The sequence below is a fragment of the Streptosporangium sp. NPDC000563 genome (genome assembly GCF_040299985.1).
Classification (GTDB): Bacteria; Actinomycetota; Actinomycetes; order Streptosporangiales; family Streptosporangiaceae; genus Streptosporangium.
The window spans coordinates 239,140-254,309 of record NZ_JBEPDA010000003.1 but is presented as its reverse complement, the minus strand read 5'-3'; the positions used below and the strand labels follow the sequence as shown (position 1 = coordinate 254,309).

The following is a 15,170-nucleotide window of genomic DNA, read 5'->3' as shown; positions in this document are numbered from 1 at the left end:
GGTATGAGGGGGATCGCTCAGCGCAGGACGCTGTAGAGCGCCGAGGTGAGCGACGCCCGGGTGTCGTCCTGGTCGATGGACCACATCATCGAACCGCCGAGGCCCTTCAGGCGGATGTAGGCCGCCTTCTGCAGTAGCGTGGCCGGGTCGTCGTAGGACCAGAACTCGTTGCCGTCGTAGAGCCACACGGTCCCGGTCAGCAGGTCGCGGTGGCGCTTGCCCGGCTTCTTCACGAGGATCTTGTAGTCCTCGCTTCCGGCGGCGTAGGTGGCGGGAGCGGGGCCGGTGGCGGTGCCGTACAGGCCGTTCTTCCCGCCGGTGACGCCGGTCCAGCCCTGGCCGTACGCCGGTACGCCCACCACGAGCTTCTTGGCGGGTGCGCCGCGCGTGAGGTAGTCGCGGACCGTCTGGTCCACGCTGTACTTCACCGGGTGGGGGTCGCGCCGGTCGTTGAACAGGTTGCCGTTGTGGCCGGTGACGGTCTCCCACGAGCCGTGCAGGTCATAGCCCTGGATGGTGGCGAAGGTGAGCTGCTTGAAGACGTCGCGGACCTCGAAGCCCGCGTCGATCTTCGCGGCGGCGGCGGGCAGGAAGGCGGTCAGCTCGGTGCGCTGGTCGAACTGGTTCATCTGGCGGCGGATCTCGGCGACGAACAGGGTGAAGTTCCGCTTGTCCTCGGGGCGGATGATGTTGCCGACCTCCCCTGAGGAGCCGGGCCACTCCCAGTCGAGGTCGATGCCGTCGAACACGCCGGCCCCGGTGCCGGGGGCGGTACCGGGCAGGTTGCCCTTCAGCCACAGGTCGATGCAGGAGGAGGCCAGCTTGGCGCGGCCCTGGGGGGTCAGCACCGCGTCGGAGAAGTACTTCGAGCCGGTCCAGCCGCCGAGGGAGATCAGGGCCTTGAGCCCGGGGTGCTTGGCCTTGAGCTTCTTCAGCTGGTTCAGGTTGCCGTTCAGCGCCTGCCCTTCGACGTCGGCGACGCCGTCCACGCTCTGCTCGGCGGGCACCGGGCGCTGCCAGTCGGCCCACGGGTCGGGGGAGTAGCAGGAGCCCTCGGCGTTGACGAAGCCGAAGGCGTAGTTGATGTGGGTGAGCTTGGCCGCGGCGCCGCTGGTGTCCATGTCCTTGACGTGGTAGTTGCGACCGTAGATGCCCCACTGGACGAAGTAGGCGACCCGCTTGTAGCGGTCACCGTGTCCCTGGAGTCCCTGAGATGCCTGAGCCTGGGCGGGGGCCGGCGCGGCCACCGCCACGAGACCCGCGGCGAGGGCTGTCGCGATCACTTTACGGAGGAGTCTCTGCACGGGCTTCTCCACTGCTTGGAATAGTAACTTATAGGAAACTTTCCTTTAAGTTTTCCCGGATCGTAGACCTGCGCGATCTGGCCGTCAACGGCCATCGGCGTTTTGACCGGTGGGCGGCAGGATGCTTCGACTACCTTGGTAAGGCATGGAGCAGCAGGCGTTCTGCAACCGATGTGGCACCCCTGTGCGCGGGCTGTCGCGATGTCCCGGGTGTGGGGCGTCCACGGGGGGCCTGCCCTCGGCGAGCCGGTCCTCGCCGGCCGGGTTCCCGCCGCTCCAGGCCCCGTCGGCTCAGACCCCTTCGGTGCGGCCTTCCGGGGGCGTCCCTCCGGGCGGGAGCAGGATCCCGCCCGAAGAGTGGCGGCAGGATCCCGCCGACTGGCAGCAGCATCTTCCACCGGACGAGCGCCCCCGGCCGCCCGCGCCGGACGACCCGGCCCCGAGGGGCCGTGCCCGGTCGCCTCGCCAGGACCGCAAGGTCTGGCCCCCGCCTCCGCCGGCCACGGTCCTCGCCGACGGCGGCGACTCCGGTCGATAGGCGAGAGCCGAGGCTCGAAGCCGACGGCCCTGGCTTCGAGCCGGTCGGTGTCCCTGAGCATCGGATCTTCGGCGTACCGGGCATCGCGGGGAAAGCGGCAGACTTGGGGCGTGCCATCCACACTTCCCGACGGGGATCCCGTACCCGCCTCCGGCGAGCTCCCGGAGAGCGCGCTCGCCGGACTCGGCGAGCGGCCCTTCGGCTTCTACGTCCACGTCCCCTTCTGCGTGACCCGGTGCGGTTACTGCGACTTCAACACCTACACGGCGTCCGAGCTCGGCCCCGGCGCCTCGCAGAAGGACTACGCGGACACCGCCGTCGAGGAGGTGCGGCGGGCGCGGGCCAACCTCGGCGCCGCGCGTCTCCCGGTCGAGACCGTGTTCTTCGGCGGAGGAACCCCCACCCTGCTCCCCGCCGGGGATCTGGTACGGATCCTGAAGGCGATCGAGGAGGAGTTCGGGCTCGCCCCCGGCGCCGAGGTGAGCACCGAGGCCAACCCCGAGTCGGTGGATCCCGCCTACCTGGCGGAGCTGCGCGCGGGCGGGTTCAACCGGATGAGCTTCGGGATGCAGAGCGCCCGCGAGCACGTGCTCCAGGTGCTGGACCGCCGCCACACCCCCGGCCGCCCCGCGCGGGCGGTACGGGAGGCGAGGGAGGCGGGGTTCGACCACGTCAACCTCGACCTGATCTACAGCACGCCGGGGGAGAGCGACGACGACTGGCGCGCGTCGCTGGCCGCGGCGATCGAGGCGGGGCCGGACCACGTCTCCGCGTACTCGCTGATCGTCGAGGACGGAACGAAGCTGGCCGCCAGGATCAGGCGCGGCGAGCTCCCGATGCCCGACGACGACGTGGCCGCCGATCGTTACCTGATCGCCGACGCCATGCTGGCCGAGGCGGGGTTCGAGTGGTACGAGGTGTCCAACTGGGCGACCTCGGAGGCCGGGCGCTGCCGGCACAATCTGCTCTACTGGACCGGCGGCGACTGGTGGGGCGTCGGTCCCGGGGCGCACAGCCACGTCGGCGGCACTCGCTGGTGGAACGTGAAGCACCCCGCCGCCTACGCCCGGCGTCTGGCCGAGGGCACCTCGCCCGCGCACGCGCGCGAGGTGCTGGACCCTCAGGACCGGGCGGTGGAGCGGCTGATGCTGGAACTGCGGCTCGCCCGGGGTTTCCCGCTCGGCGAGCTGGAACGCCCGCTCGTGGTCGCCCGCGCGCTCGCCGACGGCCTGCTGGAGGTGGAGCCGTTCAAGGCGGGCCGTGCGGTGCTCACCCTGCGCGGTCGTCTCCTGGCGGACGCCCTGGTCCGGGATCTCACCTGAGAGCTCCGGGGCACCGGCCGGTCCGCCGGGCGGGTCAGTCGACGAAGCGGATGTTTATCGGATAGCGGTAGGTCTCTCCCCGGTTGGCCGCCAGCGCGGCGACGATCGCCATGACGATCGATCCGACCCAGAGGAAGAACATCAGCAGGAAACCGATGAACACGAACGCCAGGACCCAGCAGACGGCGTAGGCGATCAGCACCGTGAGCTGGAAGTTGAGCGCCTCGGCGGCCTGGTCGCGCGCGTAGGGCGACTCGTCCTTCTTCGCCAGATAGAGCACCAGCGGCCCGACGAAGGAGGTGAGCAGGCCCAGCAGGTGGGCGAGCATCGCCATGGTGGTGTCGTCGCTGCCCGGTCGCGGGCCGTACGTTCCAGGGGGCGCCTGGTGGCCGTATCTCGGCGGGGGGCCGTACGCCCCGTATTCGGGGTATCCGTGCTGGTAACCACCCGGGTAGCCGTCGGAGGCGTACGGGGAGGTGTAGGGCGGGTAGCCCCCGTACCGCTGGTCCGGTTGCCCGTGGGATCCGTATTCCTGGCCCGGTGGGGGGTGACCCTGGCCGCCGGGCCCGTATCCCTGGTCCGGGGGTGGGGTGCTCTGCCCCGGCCAGGAGTGGTCCGGCGGAGGGTTGCCGACCCGCCGCGTCGGGTCGTCGGCCGATGGGCCTTCGGGGTTCTCGCTCATGTCCCCTCCTGATGGGTTGACGGCCTATCCGTCCTCGTCCGGAACCGTCACGAAGTCGATCAGCTCCTCGACGGGGCCGAGGAGCTCTGGCTCCAGATCGGCATATGTCGTGACCGATCCGAGAATGCGGCGCCATGCGGCGGCAGGCTCCACATTCCAGCCCAGCGCGGCGATGACACCCTCCTTCCAGGGCACCCCGCGGGGCACCGACGGCCAGGAGGGGATCCTGAGCGCGTGCGGTCTGACCGCCTGCCAGACGTCCACGAAAGGGTGCCCGACGATCAGTACGTGCGGTGAGGAGATCCGCGCGGCGATCCGGCTCTCCTTGGAACCGGGGACGAGGTGGTCGACGAGCACACCCAGCCGCCGCCCCGGCCCCGGGCCGAACTCCTCGACGATCGAGGGCAGGTGGTCGACCCCCTCCAGATACTCCACGACCACGCCCTCGACCCGCAGGTCGTGCCCCCAGACCTTCTCCACGAGCGCGGCGTCGTGCACGCCCTCCACGTAGATCCGGCTCTCCTTCGCGACCTGGGCCCTCAGGCCCTCGACCGCGATGGAACCCGACGCGCTCCGCCTCGGGCCACGCGACGCGGCGGCGGGTCGTACGAGTGTCACGACCCTGCCCTCCAGAAGGAAGGCGGCCGGCTCCAGCGGGAAGACCCGCCGGCGCCCGAAGCGGTCCTCCAGGGTGACGGCCTCCTTGTCGCAGGCCACCACGGCGCCACAGAAGCCGCCGTCGGCGTCCTCGACGACCAGGTCGAGTTCCGCGGGCACCTGGGGGATCGTCCCCCTGCGCGGGCGCCGCCAGTCTCCCGCCAGAACGTCACGCTCGTACATCACCGACCGCCACCCTCTCTCGCCGGGGATCAGGTGGGACGCTAGCAAACACCGGTGTCACCTGCCGTAGGGTCCCGGCTGTCCCCACTGCCCCATCGACGACGCGGCGGCGGCCTGGCGCTTGCGGGCGCCGCTGCGCTTCACCAGCACGACGATCGTCACGACGATGGCGAGCAGGATCCCGATACCGGGGATCAAGAACAGGGCGGCCACCCCGCCCACCAGCGAGTCGGCGGACAGCTCCCTGCCCACGCCGAAGGTCGTGCCGTCGGCGGGGTCGGCGGAGCACTGGACCTGGTAGTCGCCCGCCTGGTCCACGCCGACCCGAAGGCCCATCTCCCAGGTGACGCCGTCGGATCCCGCGACGGTCTGCTGGATGTCCGGCTTCTGCAGGCGGGGCGTGCTCGTACCGCCGGTGAGCGTGCACTCGAACTTGGTGGGCCCGCCGGTGGCGACGTAGATCGCCGGCTTGTCCGCCGGGTCGAGCGCGACCGTCGCGGTCTCGCCGGGGGCGAACGTCCGCGTCGGGGCCGCGTCGGTGACCGCGCCGAGGATGCCACCGGCGAAGCCGCCGATGCCGACGACGATGCTGACCAGGGCGAGCAACCAGACCCCGACGATCCACCCGATGCCAGGCTTGATCTTTCCGCTGGGGGGCGGTCCCTGCGGGGCGCCGTAACCGGGAGGGGCGTAACCGTACGAGGGGGGCTGCTGGCCGTACGGCTGCTGACCGTATTGCTGGCCGGGCTGCTGCTGGCCGTACTGCTGACCATACGGCTGCTGAGGGCCGCCGTGACCGGGGCCGCGGGAGGCGTCGCCCGGATAAGAACCGAAATCGTTGGACATGTGCAAATTGTGGTGGGTACCGCTTGGATCGCGATAGCAGTTGACTTGACAAAGGCTTGCCGTCATCATCCACCGCTTTCGCTTATCGCGCCTTCCGTGCGGGGGCCGTACACTTGGCACTCGGGAACACAGAGTGCCAAGCCTCGTGTTTCCCTCTGAACGCAGGCAGGGAGGTGACCACGTTGGTCGACGACCGCAAGCTCGCCGTGCTCCGCGCCATCGTCGAGGACTACGTGTCCACCAACGAACCGGTGGGGTCGAAGGCTCTCGCGGACCGGCACAACCTGGGGGTGTCCCCGGCGACGATCCGCAACGACATGGCGATGCTGGAGGAGCAGGGCTACATCGCCCAACCCCACACCAGCGCCGGCCGGGTGCCCACCGACAAGGGCTACCGGCTCTTCGTCGACAGGCTCTCGCAGGTGAAGCCCCTGTCGAGCGCGGAACGCAAGGCGATCGAGAGTTTCCTCGCGGGCGCCGTGGACATCGACGACGTCGTCATGCGGACGGTGCGGTTGCTGGCCCAGCTCACCCGGCAGGTCGCCGTGGTGCAGTATCCGACGCTGACCCACTCGACGGTCAGGCACGTCGAGCTGGTGCCGCTGAGCGAGCGCCGGCTGATGTTCGTGCTGATCACCAACACCGGCAGGGTCGAGCAGCGCGTGATCGAGGTGCCCGACGTCGTCGACGAGCAGCGCGTGGCACACCTGCGCGCGATGCTCAACGCCTCCCTCGACGGATGCGGGCTCACCAGCGTTCCCGACCGGGTCGCCGATCTGCCGGAGCGGTTGCCCGCGGAGGATCGACCGCTCGCGGCGACTATCCTGTCCGTACTGCTCGAGTCCCTGGTGGACAGGCATGATGAGAAGATCGTTTTTGCCGGGGCCGCCAACCTCGCGGGAGCCGACTTCACCGTCGGGCTCCGCGACGTGCTGGAGGCCCTGGAAGAGCAGGTCGTGCTCATGCGACTGCTCGGTGAGACCTCGGACCTTTCCGCGCTGACCGTGCGGATCGGCTCGGAGAACCCCTACACCGGACTCCAGGGCACATCCATCGTCGCCGCTGGATACGGTTCCGGGGACAAGCAACTCGCCCGGCTCGGTGTGCTGGGCCCGACGCGAATGGACTACCCGGTCACGATGGGCGCGGTGCGCGCGGTGGCACGCTACGTCAGCCAGATTCTGGCTGCATCATAAGAGGTCAACGAAAAGTGGCTAAGAGCGACTACTACGGCACCCTCGGGGTGCGCCGTGACGCCAGTGCGGAAGAGATCAAGAAGGCGTACCGCCGCCTGGCACGCGAGTTGCATCCCGACGTCAACCCCGATCCTGAGACTCAGGAGCGCTTCAAGGAGATCACACAGGCCTACGAGGTCCTGTCCGACTCCGGCAAGCGGCAGATGTACGACATGGGTGCCGACCCGTTCGCCGCGGGCGGTGGTGCGGGCGCCGGGGGCTTCGGCGCTGGCTTCCCGTTCAGCGACATCATGGACGCCTTCTTCGGCGCGGCCGGTGGAGGCGGTGGCCGAGGCCCCCGCTCCCGTGCCCGCCGCGGGCGCAACGCGACCATCAGGGTCGAGCTCGACCTGCGCGAGTCGGGCTTCGGCACCACCCGCGAGCTGGTCGTCGACACCGCCGTGGTCTGTGAGGTCTGCACGGGCTCAGGGGCCGCGGCCGGCACCCACCCCGACACCTGTGACATGTGTCACGGCCGGGGAGAGGTGTCCCAGGTCACCCGGTCCTTCCTCGGCCAGGTCATGACCTCCCGCCCCTGCCCCCAGTGCGGCGGCTTCGGATCGATCATCCGCAACCCCTGCCAGGAGTGCTCGGGTGACGGCCGGGTTCGCACCCGCCGGACCATCAAGGTCCGCATCCCGGCCGGTGTCGAGGACGGCACCCACATCCAGCTCGCCGGCGAAGGCGAGATCGGCCCGGGCGGGGGTCCGCCCGGAGACCTGTTCCTGGAGATCGTCGAGCGTCCCCACGAGATCTTCGAGAGGCGCGGCGACGACCTGCACTGCACCGTGCAGATCCCGATGACCGCGGCCGCGCTCGGCACCATCCTGACCATGGAGACGCTCGACGGCGCCGAGGAGCTCGACATCCGTCCCGGCACGCAGTCCGGGCAGACGATCCCCCTCTACGGGCGGGGCGTGCAACGGCTGAACGAGACGGGCCGAGGCGACCTGCTGATCCATGTGAACGTGGAGACCCCCGCCCGCCTCGACGCTGAGCAGGAGGCGCTCCTGAAGGAGCTCGCCAGGCTCCGCGGCGAGGAGCGCCCGCCCGGTAAGTTCGCCCCCGGTCAGCAGAGCTTCTTCTCCCGCCTGCGGGACGCTTTCAATGGCCGCTGACCAGGTCTCAACGGCCGCTCCGCCCCGCTTCCGGTCGCGTCGTCACGGTCCGGCCCGCACCCTGCCCGGTGCGGGTTCCCGGCCGGGGCGTCGGGTCCGTCCCGAGGCGTCGTCCCGGTCGCGTTGCCGGGGGCACCTCGGGGCGGTCCGCCCGGACGGCCCATGACCGTCCCGGTCTTCCTGGCGGACCCGGCCGACCTGGCCAGGCCGGAGTTCGTCTTCGGCGGTCCCGAAGGGCGCCACGCGGCGGCCGTACGGCGGCTGCGGGCGGGTGAGCGGCTCGACCTGACCGACGGGGCGGGCTCCGTCGCCGAGTGTGTGGTGACCGAGGCGGGCAGGGACTCGCTCCGGGTCGAGGTGCTGCGCCGCCACGACGTGCCCGTGCCGTCGCCGCGCCTGGTCGTGGTCCAGGGCCTGCCCAAGGGCGACCGGGGCGAGCTGGCCGTGGAGATGATGACCGAGGCGGGGGTCGACGTGATCGTCCCCTGGGCCGCGGCGAGGTGCGTCACCCAGTGGAAGGGCGAGCGGGCGGCCAAGGCGCTGGCCCGCTGGCGCTCCACGGCGCGCGAGGCGGGCAAGCAGTCGCGCCGCTTTCACCTGCCGGAGGTGACGGAGCTCGCGTCCACCGCGAAGGTGGCCGGCCTGTTGTCGGCGGCGGCGTTGGGCGTCGTACTGCACGAGGAGGCCACCTCCCCGCTGTCCGGCCTGCCTCTCCCCGCGGGCGGCGACATCGTCGTGGTGGTCGGACCCGAGGGCGGGGTGTCGGGGGAGGAGATCGCCGCGTTCCGCGAGGCCAAGGCGGTGCCCGCGCTGCTCGGGCCGACGGTGCTGCGCACCTCGACGGCCGGCGTCGTCGCGGCGGCGGTGCTCCAGACGCGCAGTGGCCGCTGGTAGGACGCCCCTGCCGGCGCGCCACCGATCGCACGGCGACCACGGGGCCCGGGGGATCCGCGCCGTGAGGTTCTCGGCAGCCGTGAGACAAAAACCGGTCACGGCTCGCCGTGACCGGTTACCGCGCTAGTTCTGGATGGGGGCCGGAGCCAGGGTGTTCGCCTCCGTCGGCATGGGGGGCGACACGTCGCTCGAGGGGGCGCACTCGTCGGGCGAGCACGGGCTCTCCGAGGGGGCCGGTGGCCTCGATCGCGACGGCGTCGGGGTCGCCTCGATCTCCTCGCACTTGCTGATGATCCCGCTGGGCTCGACCTCAGGGCTGTCGGGGGGAGTGGGGCAGGTCGGCGTCGGCGTCGGCGCAGCCCGGGGCGTCGGCGCCGAGTCGGTCCTGGACGGCCGGGTGCTGGACGCCGCGCTCCTGGACGGTGTGGGCGTCGGCGGGAGCATGGTGGCGCCGGGGCCGCCCGACCTGTCGAGAGTCGGAAGCGGGGCGTGGGCGGACGGTGGCTGCGAGGAGGCCGCAGGGGGGCGCGAGGTGGCGGACCCGTCGACGGGAGGAGTCGACTCGGCGTACTTGACCCCTTCGGTGCTCACTTGAGGGATCACCTGTTCGCGGAACTGGGGAACCACCATGACGACGGTCGCCGCGACGAGGACCGCACCGGCGACGGAGGCTCCGGCACGCCACCACATCAGCCCGCGGAGTCCGCGCCGCTCGATGCGGCCGCGGATTATCTCCAGCCCGTCCGGGGAGGGGACGACCGAGTTCGCCTCCGCGCTGAGCGCGCGGCGAAGCAGCTCGCCGTACTCATCCGGGGAGTCGGTCATGACAGTTGCTCCAGTGAGGTTCGTAGGGCGGCCATGCCACGAGCCGTGTGGCTCTTGACCGCGCCTTTGCTGATGCCCATCGCGTGGGCGATCTGCGCCTCGGACAGGTCTCCGTAGTAACGCAGGACCAGGGCCTCCCGCTGGCGTGCGGGCAACCCGCGCAGCGCTTCGATGACGGCGGAACGCTCGAACTCGCCGATCGCGCCGTTCTCGGCGCTCGGCGCGTCGGGCATGCCCTTGGGCGCGTACTTCTCGACGACCGCTCGATGCCGAAGCACCGAACGTGATCGGTTGACGACCGACTGTCGCAGGTAGGCCAGTGCCTTGTCGGTGTCGCGCAGTCGGCGCCAGGCGCCATGGATGGCGACGAACGCGTCCTGCACGACCTCCTCCGCGGTTGCCATATCGCGGACGAGCAAGACGGCGAGACGGACAAGTGACCGATAGTGCGCGCTGTAGAGCGCGGTAACGGCCATGTCGGCGTCCCATCCGACGGGCACCGCCCCGAGCGACCTGTCGGCCACGAGGGTCTCGGTGGTCACATCAGTGGGACGCTTGGCCTTCCCAGAGGGTTTACGCTCTTCCGGTTCATTAGGGGGCATGACCCAGTCGTGTCCTCGCCAGGCGGCCATATATTGCTGTGCGCAAAGGGCTGTCGTGGTTGAAGTTTTGCACACCCACCATATCCGGGCGGATCTTTGTTTGCGGACGGGAACCATCACCGATTCACAACGTCCTCAGCGGTATGGTGCCTGTCATGGTGAGCGAAGCCGACTGCCTGTTCTGCAGGATCGTGGCCAAGGAGATTCCCGCGGAGATCGTCTACGAGACCGATCGCGCGCTGGCCTTCCGCGATGTCAATCCCCAGGCGCCGACCCACGTGCTGGTGATCCCCAAGGACCATTACCGGGACGCGGCGGCCCTCGCCGCGGCCGACCACGGCCTGGCCGACGAGGTGATCAAGGCCGCGCACGAGGTCGCCCTGCTGGAGGGGGTCGCCGAGTCGGGCTACCGGCTGGTGTTCAACACCGGGCCCGGTGCCGGCCAGACCGTCTTCCACGTGCACGGACACGTGATCGGCGGGCGGGGCCTGCAGTGGCCGCCCGGCTGAAAACCGGTAGGCGTGATCTTGACGATCGCGGATAGCATGGCGTTGAAGTTCCGCGCCTATATCTGGAGGCGAACAGGCCGTAAGGCCCGCTCATGTCCGAGACAAACGATTCCAGCAGAACGCCGCCGAGGTCCCGGGGTGCCAGCCGGACCCAGGCGAAGGTGGTTATTCCGGACGATCAGTCGATGGTCAGCCTGCTGGGCTCGCGCGACGAGTTGTTGCGCGTCATCGAGGGCGCCTTCCGCGCCGACATCCACGTCCGGGGCAACGAGATCACCGTCACCGGCAGCCCCGAGGAGAGCAGCACCGTGGTGCGGCTCTTCGAGGAGATGTCCGAACTCGTCCGCGGGGGCGCGCAGCTCACGGCCGACGCGGTCGAGCGCAGCATCGCGATGCTGCGGATGACCTCCGACAGGCCCGCCGAGGTGCTCTCCCTGGACATCATCTCCTCGCGGGGCCGGACCATCCGCCCGAAGACCGTGAACCAGAAGCGTTACGTCGACGCGATCGACAAGTTCACCATCGTCTTCGGCATCGGTCCGGCAGGCACGGGCAAGACCTACCTCGCCATGGCGAAGGCCGTGAAGGCCCTCCAGGAGAAGAAGGTCAACCGGATCATCCTCACCCGCCCCGCCGTCGAGGCGGGCGAGAGGCTGGGCTTCCTGCCGGGCACGCTCTACGAGAAGATCGACCCCTACCTGCGCCCGCTCTACGACGCGCTGCACGACATGCTCGACCCCGACTCGATCCCCAGGCTGATGGCCGCGGGCACGATCGAGGTCGCCCCCCTGGCCTACATGCGCGGCCGTACGCTCAACGACGCCTACATCATCCTGGACGAGGCGCAGAACACCTCGCCGGAGCAGATGAAGATGTTCCTGACGCGACTGGGCTTCAACTCGAAGATCGTTGTCACCGGTGACGTCACCCAGGTCGACCTGCCGAACGGCACACAGAGCGGCCTCCGGGTCGTCCAGGACATCCTGGACGGCATCTCCGACATTCACTTCAGCCGCCTGACCAGCGCTGACGTGGTGCGGCATAAGCTGGTGGGAGACATCGTGGACGCGTACGGGCGCTACGACGAGACGCAGCGCCAGAGCAGCGCGGTGGAGCAGATCAAGGGCGTGGTCAAGCGTCCCCGAGGGAGATCATGAGAACGGCCGGTCGAGAGGCGATGAGCGTGGAGCGACTCCGGCGCGGGAAACCGATCGGGGCGCGGGGCACGAGCCGGCCGCGTGGCGAGCGGGGAGCGAGGAGCGCCCGATGAGCGTCGAGGTCAACAACGAGTCCGGTGTCGAGATCGACGAGGGGCTCATCGTCTCGCTCGCGGGGCACGTGCTGGAGCGGATGGGCATCAACCCGCTCGCCGAGCTGTCGATCCTGGTCGTCGACGAAGAGGCGATGTCGGTGCTGCACGAGCAGTGGATGGGCGAGCCCGGCCCCACCGACGTGCTCGCCTTCCCGATGGACGAGTTGCGCCCCGGGCCCGGCGCGGGGGCGAGGCAGGAGGGCGACGCGCCCACCGACCCGGCGCTCCTCGGTGACGTGGTGCTCTGCCCGCAGGTGGCCGCCAAGCAGGGGGCCGAGGCCGGGCACGGCACCGAGGCCGAGCTGGAGCTGCTGTGCACGCACGGCATCCTCCACCTGCTCGGATACGACCACGCCGAGCCCGAGGAGCACAAGGAGATGTTCGGCCTTCAGGGCGAGCTTCTGGAGTCGTGGCAGGAGGTGCGCCCCCAGCGGTGAACCTCGCCAACGGGTGGTTGTTCGCGGCCGTCGTCCTCGTCGTGGTCGGCGGGTTGATCGCCAGCGCGGAGACGGCCCTGACCCGCATCTCAAGGGTTCGCGCGGAGGAGTTCTGCCGCGAAGGCCGCCGGGGCGCAGAGCGCCTGCAGGCCATCGTCGCCGACCCGCCGCGCTACCTGAACCTGCTGCTCCTGCTCCGGCTGAGCTGCGAGCTGGTCGCCACGGTGATCGCCACGCTGCTCTTCATCGACTGGCTCGGCGACCGGGGCGGTGCCTACGCCGCCGCCGCGGCCGTCATGATCGTCATCAGCTACGTGATCGTCGGGGTCTCCCCGCGCACGCTGGGGCGTCAGCACGCGGAGCCGATCGCGCTCGCGAGCGCGCCCCTCGTCTACGGGCTGACCCGGATCTTCGGCCCCCTGCCCAAGCTGCTCATCCTGCTCGGCAACGCCGTGACGCCCGGCAAGGGCTTCCGCGAGGGGCCCTTCACCTCGGAGGCCGAGCTGCGCGACCTGGTCGACCTGGCCGAGGAGCGCAGGGTGATCGAGCCCGACGAGCGGGAGATGATCCACTCGGTCTTCGAGCTCGGTGACACCCTGGCCCGCGAGGTCATGGTGCCCCGCACCGACATGGTGTTCATCGAGCGCGGCAAGACGCTGAACCAGGCTCTGTCGCTCGCTCTGCGCAGCGGTTTCTCGCGGATCCCCGTGGTCGGTGAGAACGAGGACGACGTCATCGGTATCGCCTACCTCAAGGACATCGCGCGCCGGGTGCAGGACACCGGTGACGAGGGGCGTGCCGAGCCGGTGGAGTCCCTCATGCGTCCGGCCACCTACGTGCCGGAGAGCAAGCCGATCGACCAGCTTCTCCGTGAGATGCAGGCCCGCCAGATCCACCAGGCCATCGTCATCGACGAGTACGGCGGCACGGCCGGTCTGGTCACCATCGAGGACATTCTGGAGGAGATCGTCGGTGAGATCGCCGACGAGTACGACCAGGAGGCGCCCAGGGTGGAGCCGCTGGAGGGCGGCGCGGTCCGGGTGACCGCGAGGCTCCCGGTGAGCGACCTGGAGGACCTGTTCGGCATCGAGCTTGAGGTCGACGACGTCGAGACCGTCGGAGGGTTGCTGGCGCACGCGCTGGGCCGGGTGCCGATCGCCGGTTCCCACGCGGTGGTGGAGGGTCTCAGCCTGACGGCCGAGAGCCTCGCCGGGCGCCGCAACCGGATCGGCACGGTCCTCGTCACCAGGGCCGTTCCCGCCGAGCCCGACTCGGTCTCGGCCTCCGCCGACCAGTGAGGGGTCCCGGGCCGCCGCGGCGGCCCGGGGAAGCGCCCCATGCGTTTTGGGTGGGTTATCCGTTTACAAGCCATTCGCAAGCCTCTCGCAACCGGGACGCGCGACTCTTCTCTCACGGCACCCGGTCGCGCGGGAGCCGGTGGGGAAGGTCCCGGTGCCCGGAGGGGTTCGCGGTGCGAGGGATCCACCTCAGGGGAGACAGGGTCACGCAGAGCTCCGAGGCTGTTCTGCGTGACTCGCGCAAGGGTGTTCTCGACCGTGAAGTGCGGTTGAGGGCACCCTTAGGCGTTTATTGAATGATTGCCGCTTTTGCCGATGGGGAAGAAAGCGGGTCGGTGGGGACAGGGATGCCTCGCACATGACATCGGGGGAATGGTCATGACACGGGGGATGAGTTTTGTCGTTTTTGTAGTGTTGTGTGGACTTTTATCGGGTGTTTTGGTCGGGTGTGGCGAGCAGGAAAAGGGCGGGGTGCCGGATCGCGCCGCGGAGCGGGACCGGCTGCGGGCGGTACTCGGCGAGGCGCGAGGGCTGCCTGACGGGTTCACGGCACGCCCGCGCGCCGGTTGGCGCGCCCCCTTCAAAGCCGTCGACGAGGACTGCAGACTCGTCCTCGACGCCGCCGGAGGCAGGCCGCCGAAGCGGGCGCTGGAAGCGCGGGCCGCCGTGACCTACCAGGGCGACGGGGTCGGGGAGCTGGCCGGGTTCGGCCTGGCCTCCTACGACGGCGACGACGCCGCACTCCACTTCGGCGAGCTCGCCGAGGCGCTGGGCGGCTGCCCTGTCGTGCGCACGTCCATGGCGGGTCGCGGCACCGCCTTCAGGGTCTCCGACCTGGACCTGGATTTGAGCGGGGTCGGTGACGGGGTGCGGGCGAGGCGGTTGAACGGCAGGCTGGACGGATACCCGTACGAGATCCACCTGGTGTTCGCGCTCAGCGGTCACACCCTGATCTCGCTGGTGCACGCCGGGGTGAGGGAGGTCGACGCCGCGCGTACCGGGCAGCTCGCCCGCCTGCTGGTCGACGAGGCCGGGTCGCGGTGAGGGTCGATGGCTGAATACCCTTGTGCCGTGAGTGACGCGACCCTCGATCCCGAGGACAAGAAGATCATCGTGCTGGCCCGTTCCGCCCGTGCCCGCAACGGCGCCGCGGAGGGGGCCGCCGTGCGGGACGAGACGGGCAGGACCTACTCGGCGACCAACGTGGCGCTGCCGTCACTGACCCTCTCCGCGCTCCAGGTCGCCGTGGCGATGGCCGTCTCCAGCGGAGCGGAGTCACTGGAGGCCGCCGCGCTGGTCACGGCGGGTGAAGGCCCCTCGGATGCCGACACGCGGGCGGTCCGCGACCTGGGCGGTGAGACCGTGCTCGTGGCCGGCCCCGACGGGACACCGCGTCAGAGCTGAGTCC

General features: G+C 70.1%; 16 protein-coding genes. 10 read left to right on the top strand and 6 right to left on the bottom strand.

Annotated elements, in window-relative coordinates; genetic code table 11:
• Positions 1-17 precede the first annotated feature (17 nt).
• Positions 18-1,304, bottom strand: a complete 1,287-nt coding sequence (locus tag ABT352_RS11885; RefSeq protein ID WP_350944573.1) for a glycoside hydrolase family 18 protein — start codon at positions 1,302-1,304, stop codon at positions 18-20.
• Positions 1,305-1,952: 648 nt separating this feature from the next.
• On the opposite strand from ABT352_RS11885, the gene hemW reads away from it, so the two are divergent.
• Positions 1,953-3,164, top strand: a complete 1,212-nt coding sequence (hemW, locus tag ABT352_RS11880) for a radical SAM family heme chaperone HemW (protein ID WP_350944572.1) — start codon at positions 1,953-1,955, stop codon at positions 3,162-3,164.
• A gap of 34 nt (positions 3,165-3,198) precedes the next feature.
• Here hemW and ABT352_RS11875 read toward each other — a convergent pair whose 3' ends face one another.
• The 3 genes from ABT352_RS11875 to ABT352_RS11865 are packed head-to-tail and all read right to left on the bottom strand — an operon-like array spanning position 3,199 to position 5,532.
• Complete coding sequence (locus ABT352_RS11875) at positions 3,199-3,846, bottom strand: DUF4870 domain-containing protein (RefSeq protein ID WP_350944571.1); 648 nt, start codon at positions 3,844-3,846, stop codon at positions 3,199-3,201.
• Positions 3,847-3,870: 24 nt separating this feature from the next.
• On the bottom strand, positions 3,871-4,686 hold the full coding sequence (locus tag ABT352_RS11870) for a DUF3097 domain-containing protein (RefSeq protein WP_350944569.1): 816 nt from the start codon (positions 4,684-4,686) through the stop codon (positions 3,871-3,873).
• A gap of 57 nt (positions 4,687-4,743) precedes the next feature.
• Positions 4,744-5,532: a hypothetical protein gene (locus ABT352_RS11865; RefSeq protein ID WP_350944567.1), complete on the bottom strand. Its 789-nt coding sequence runs from the start codon at positions 5,530-5,532 to the stop codon at positions 4,744-4,746.
• A 182-nt stretch (positions 5,533-5,714) separates the two neighbouring features.
• Between ABT352_RS11865 and hrcA the strand changes: the two genes are divergently transcribed.
• The 3 genes from hrcA to ABT352_RS11850 all read left to right on the top strand — a co-directional run bounded on the left by hrcA (position 5,715) and on the right by ABT352_RS11850 (position 8,779).
• Entirely contained in the window at positions 5,715-6,728 is a 1,014-nt protein-coding gene (hrcA, locus tag ABT352_RS11860) for a heat-inducible transcriptional repressor HrcA (protein ID WP_350944845.1), read from the top strand.
• 14 nt (positions 6,729-6,742) lie between these two features.
• Positions 6,743-7,885, top strand: coding sequence for a molecular chaperone DnaJ (gene dnaJ / locus ABT352_RS11855; RefSeq protein WP_350944566.1), 1,143 nt, complete (start codon positions 6,743-6,745; stop codon positions 7,883-7,885).
• A 162-nt stretch (positions 7,886-8,047) separates the two neighbouring features.
• Positions 8,048-8,779, top strand: a complete 732-nt coding sequence (locus ABT352_RS11850) for a 16S rRNA (uracil(1498)-N(3))-methyltransferase (protein WP_350944564.1) — start codon at positions 8,048-8,050, stop codon at positions 8,777-8,779.
• 123 nt (positions 8,780-8,902) lie between these two features.
• Here the strand turns inward: ABT352_RS11850 and ABT352_RS11845 are convergent, their stop codons facing one another.
• Together ABT352_RS11845 and ABT352_RS11840 are read right to left on the bottom strand one after the other, a co-directional pair.
• On the bottom strand, positions 8,903-9,604 hold the full coding sequence (locus ABT352_RS11845) for a hypothetical protein (RefSeq protein ID WP_350944562.1): 702 nt from the start codon (positions 9,602-9,604) through the stop codon (positions 8,903-8,905).
• Positions 9,601-10,080, bottom strand: coding sequence for a SigE family RNA polymerase sigma factor (locus ABT352_RS11840; RefSeq protein WP_043655278.1), 480 nt, complete (start codon positions 10,078-10,080; stop codon positions 9,601-9,603). The genes ABT352_RS11845 and ABT352_RS11840 overlap by 4 nt, the downstream gene beginning before the upstream one ends.
• A 284-nt stretch (positions 10,081-10,364) precedes the next feature.
• On the opposite strand from ABT352_RS11840, the gene ABT352_RS11835 reads away from it, so the two are divergent.
• From ABT352_RS11835 to ABT352_RS11810, 6 genes are all read left to right on the top strand, one after another.
• The gene (locus ABT352_RS11835) at positions 10,365-10,715 is read left to right on the top strand and encodes a histidine triad nucleotide-binding protein (RefSeq protein ID WP_350944844.1); all 351 of its coding nucleotides are present in this window, start codon (positions 10,365-10,367) and stop codon (positions 10,713-10,715) included.
• A gap of 92 nt (positions 10,716-10,807) precedes the next feature.
• Positions 10,808-11,872 (top strand): PhoH family protein, encoded by a 1,065-nt coding sequence (locus ABT352_RS11830; protein ID WP_350944561.1) that lies wholly within the window; start codon positions 10,808-10,810, stop codon positions 11,870-11,872.
• Positions 11,873-11,981: 109 nt separating this feature from the next.
• Complete coding sequence (ybeY, locus tag ABT352_RS11825; RefSeq protein ID WP_350944559.1) at positions 11,982-12,464, top strand: rRNA maturation RNase YbeY; 483 nt, start codon at positions 11,982-11,984, stop codon at positions 12,462-12,464.
• Entirely contained in the window at positions 12,461-13,762 is a 1,302-nt protein-coding gene (locus tag ABT352_RS11820) for a hemolysin family protein (protein ID WP_350944557.1), read from the top strand. The genes ybeY and ABT352_RS11820 overlap by 4 nt, the downstream gene beginning before the upstream one ends.
• 471 nt (positions 13,763-14,233) lie before the next feature.
• Positions 14,234-14,806, top strand: coding sequence for a hypothetical protein (locus ABT352_RS11815; protein WP_350944555.1), 573 nt, complete (start codon positions 14,234-14,236; stop codon positions 14,804-14,806).
• A 27-nt stretch (positions 14,807-14,833) separates the two neighbouring features.
• Positions 14,834-15,166, top strand: a complete 333-nt coding sequence (locus tag ABT352_RS11810) for a cytidine deaminase-like protein (RefSeq protein WP_362870178.1) — start codon at positions 14,834-14,836, stop codon at positions 15,164-15,166.
• Positions 15,167-15,170 lie beyond the last annotated feature (4 nt).

Coding starts and splice junctions, on each gene's coding strand:
- ABT352_RS11875 (WP_350944571.1), bottom strand. CDS start 3,846: ATGAGCGAGAACCCCGAAGGCCCATCGGCCGACGACCCGACGCGGCGG.
- ABT352_RS11870 (WP_350944569.1), bottom strand. CDS start 4,686: ATGTACGAGCGTGACGTTCTGGCGGGAGACTGGCGGCGCCCGCGCAGG.
- ABT352_RS11865 (WP_350944567.1), bottom strand. CDS start 5,532: ATGTCCAACGATTTCGGTTCTTATCCGGGCGACGCCTCCCGCGGCCCC.
- ABT352_RS11850 (WP_350944564.1), top strand. CDS start 8,048: ATGACCGTCCCGGTCTTCCTGGCGGACCCGGCCGACCTGGCCAGGCCG.
- ABT352_RS11845 (WP_350944562.1), bottom strand. CDS start 9,604: ATGACCGACTCCCCGGATGAGTACGGCGAGCTGCTTCGCCGCGCGCTC.
- ABT352_RS11840 (WP_043655278.1), bottom strand. CDS start 10,080: ATGGCCGTTACCGCGCTCTACAGCGCGCACTATCGGTCACTTGTCCGT.
- ABT352_RS11830 (WP_350944561.1), top strand. CDS start 10,808: ATGTCCGAGACAAACGATTCCAGCAGAACGCCGCCGAGGTCCCGGGGT.
- ybeY (WP_350944559.1), top strand. CDS start 11,982: ATGAGCGTCGAGGTCAACAACGAGTCCGGTGTCGAGATCGACGAGGGG.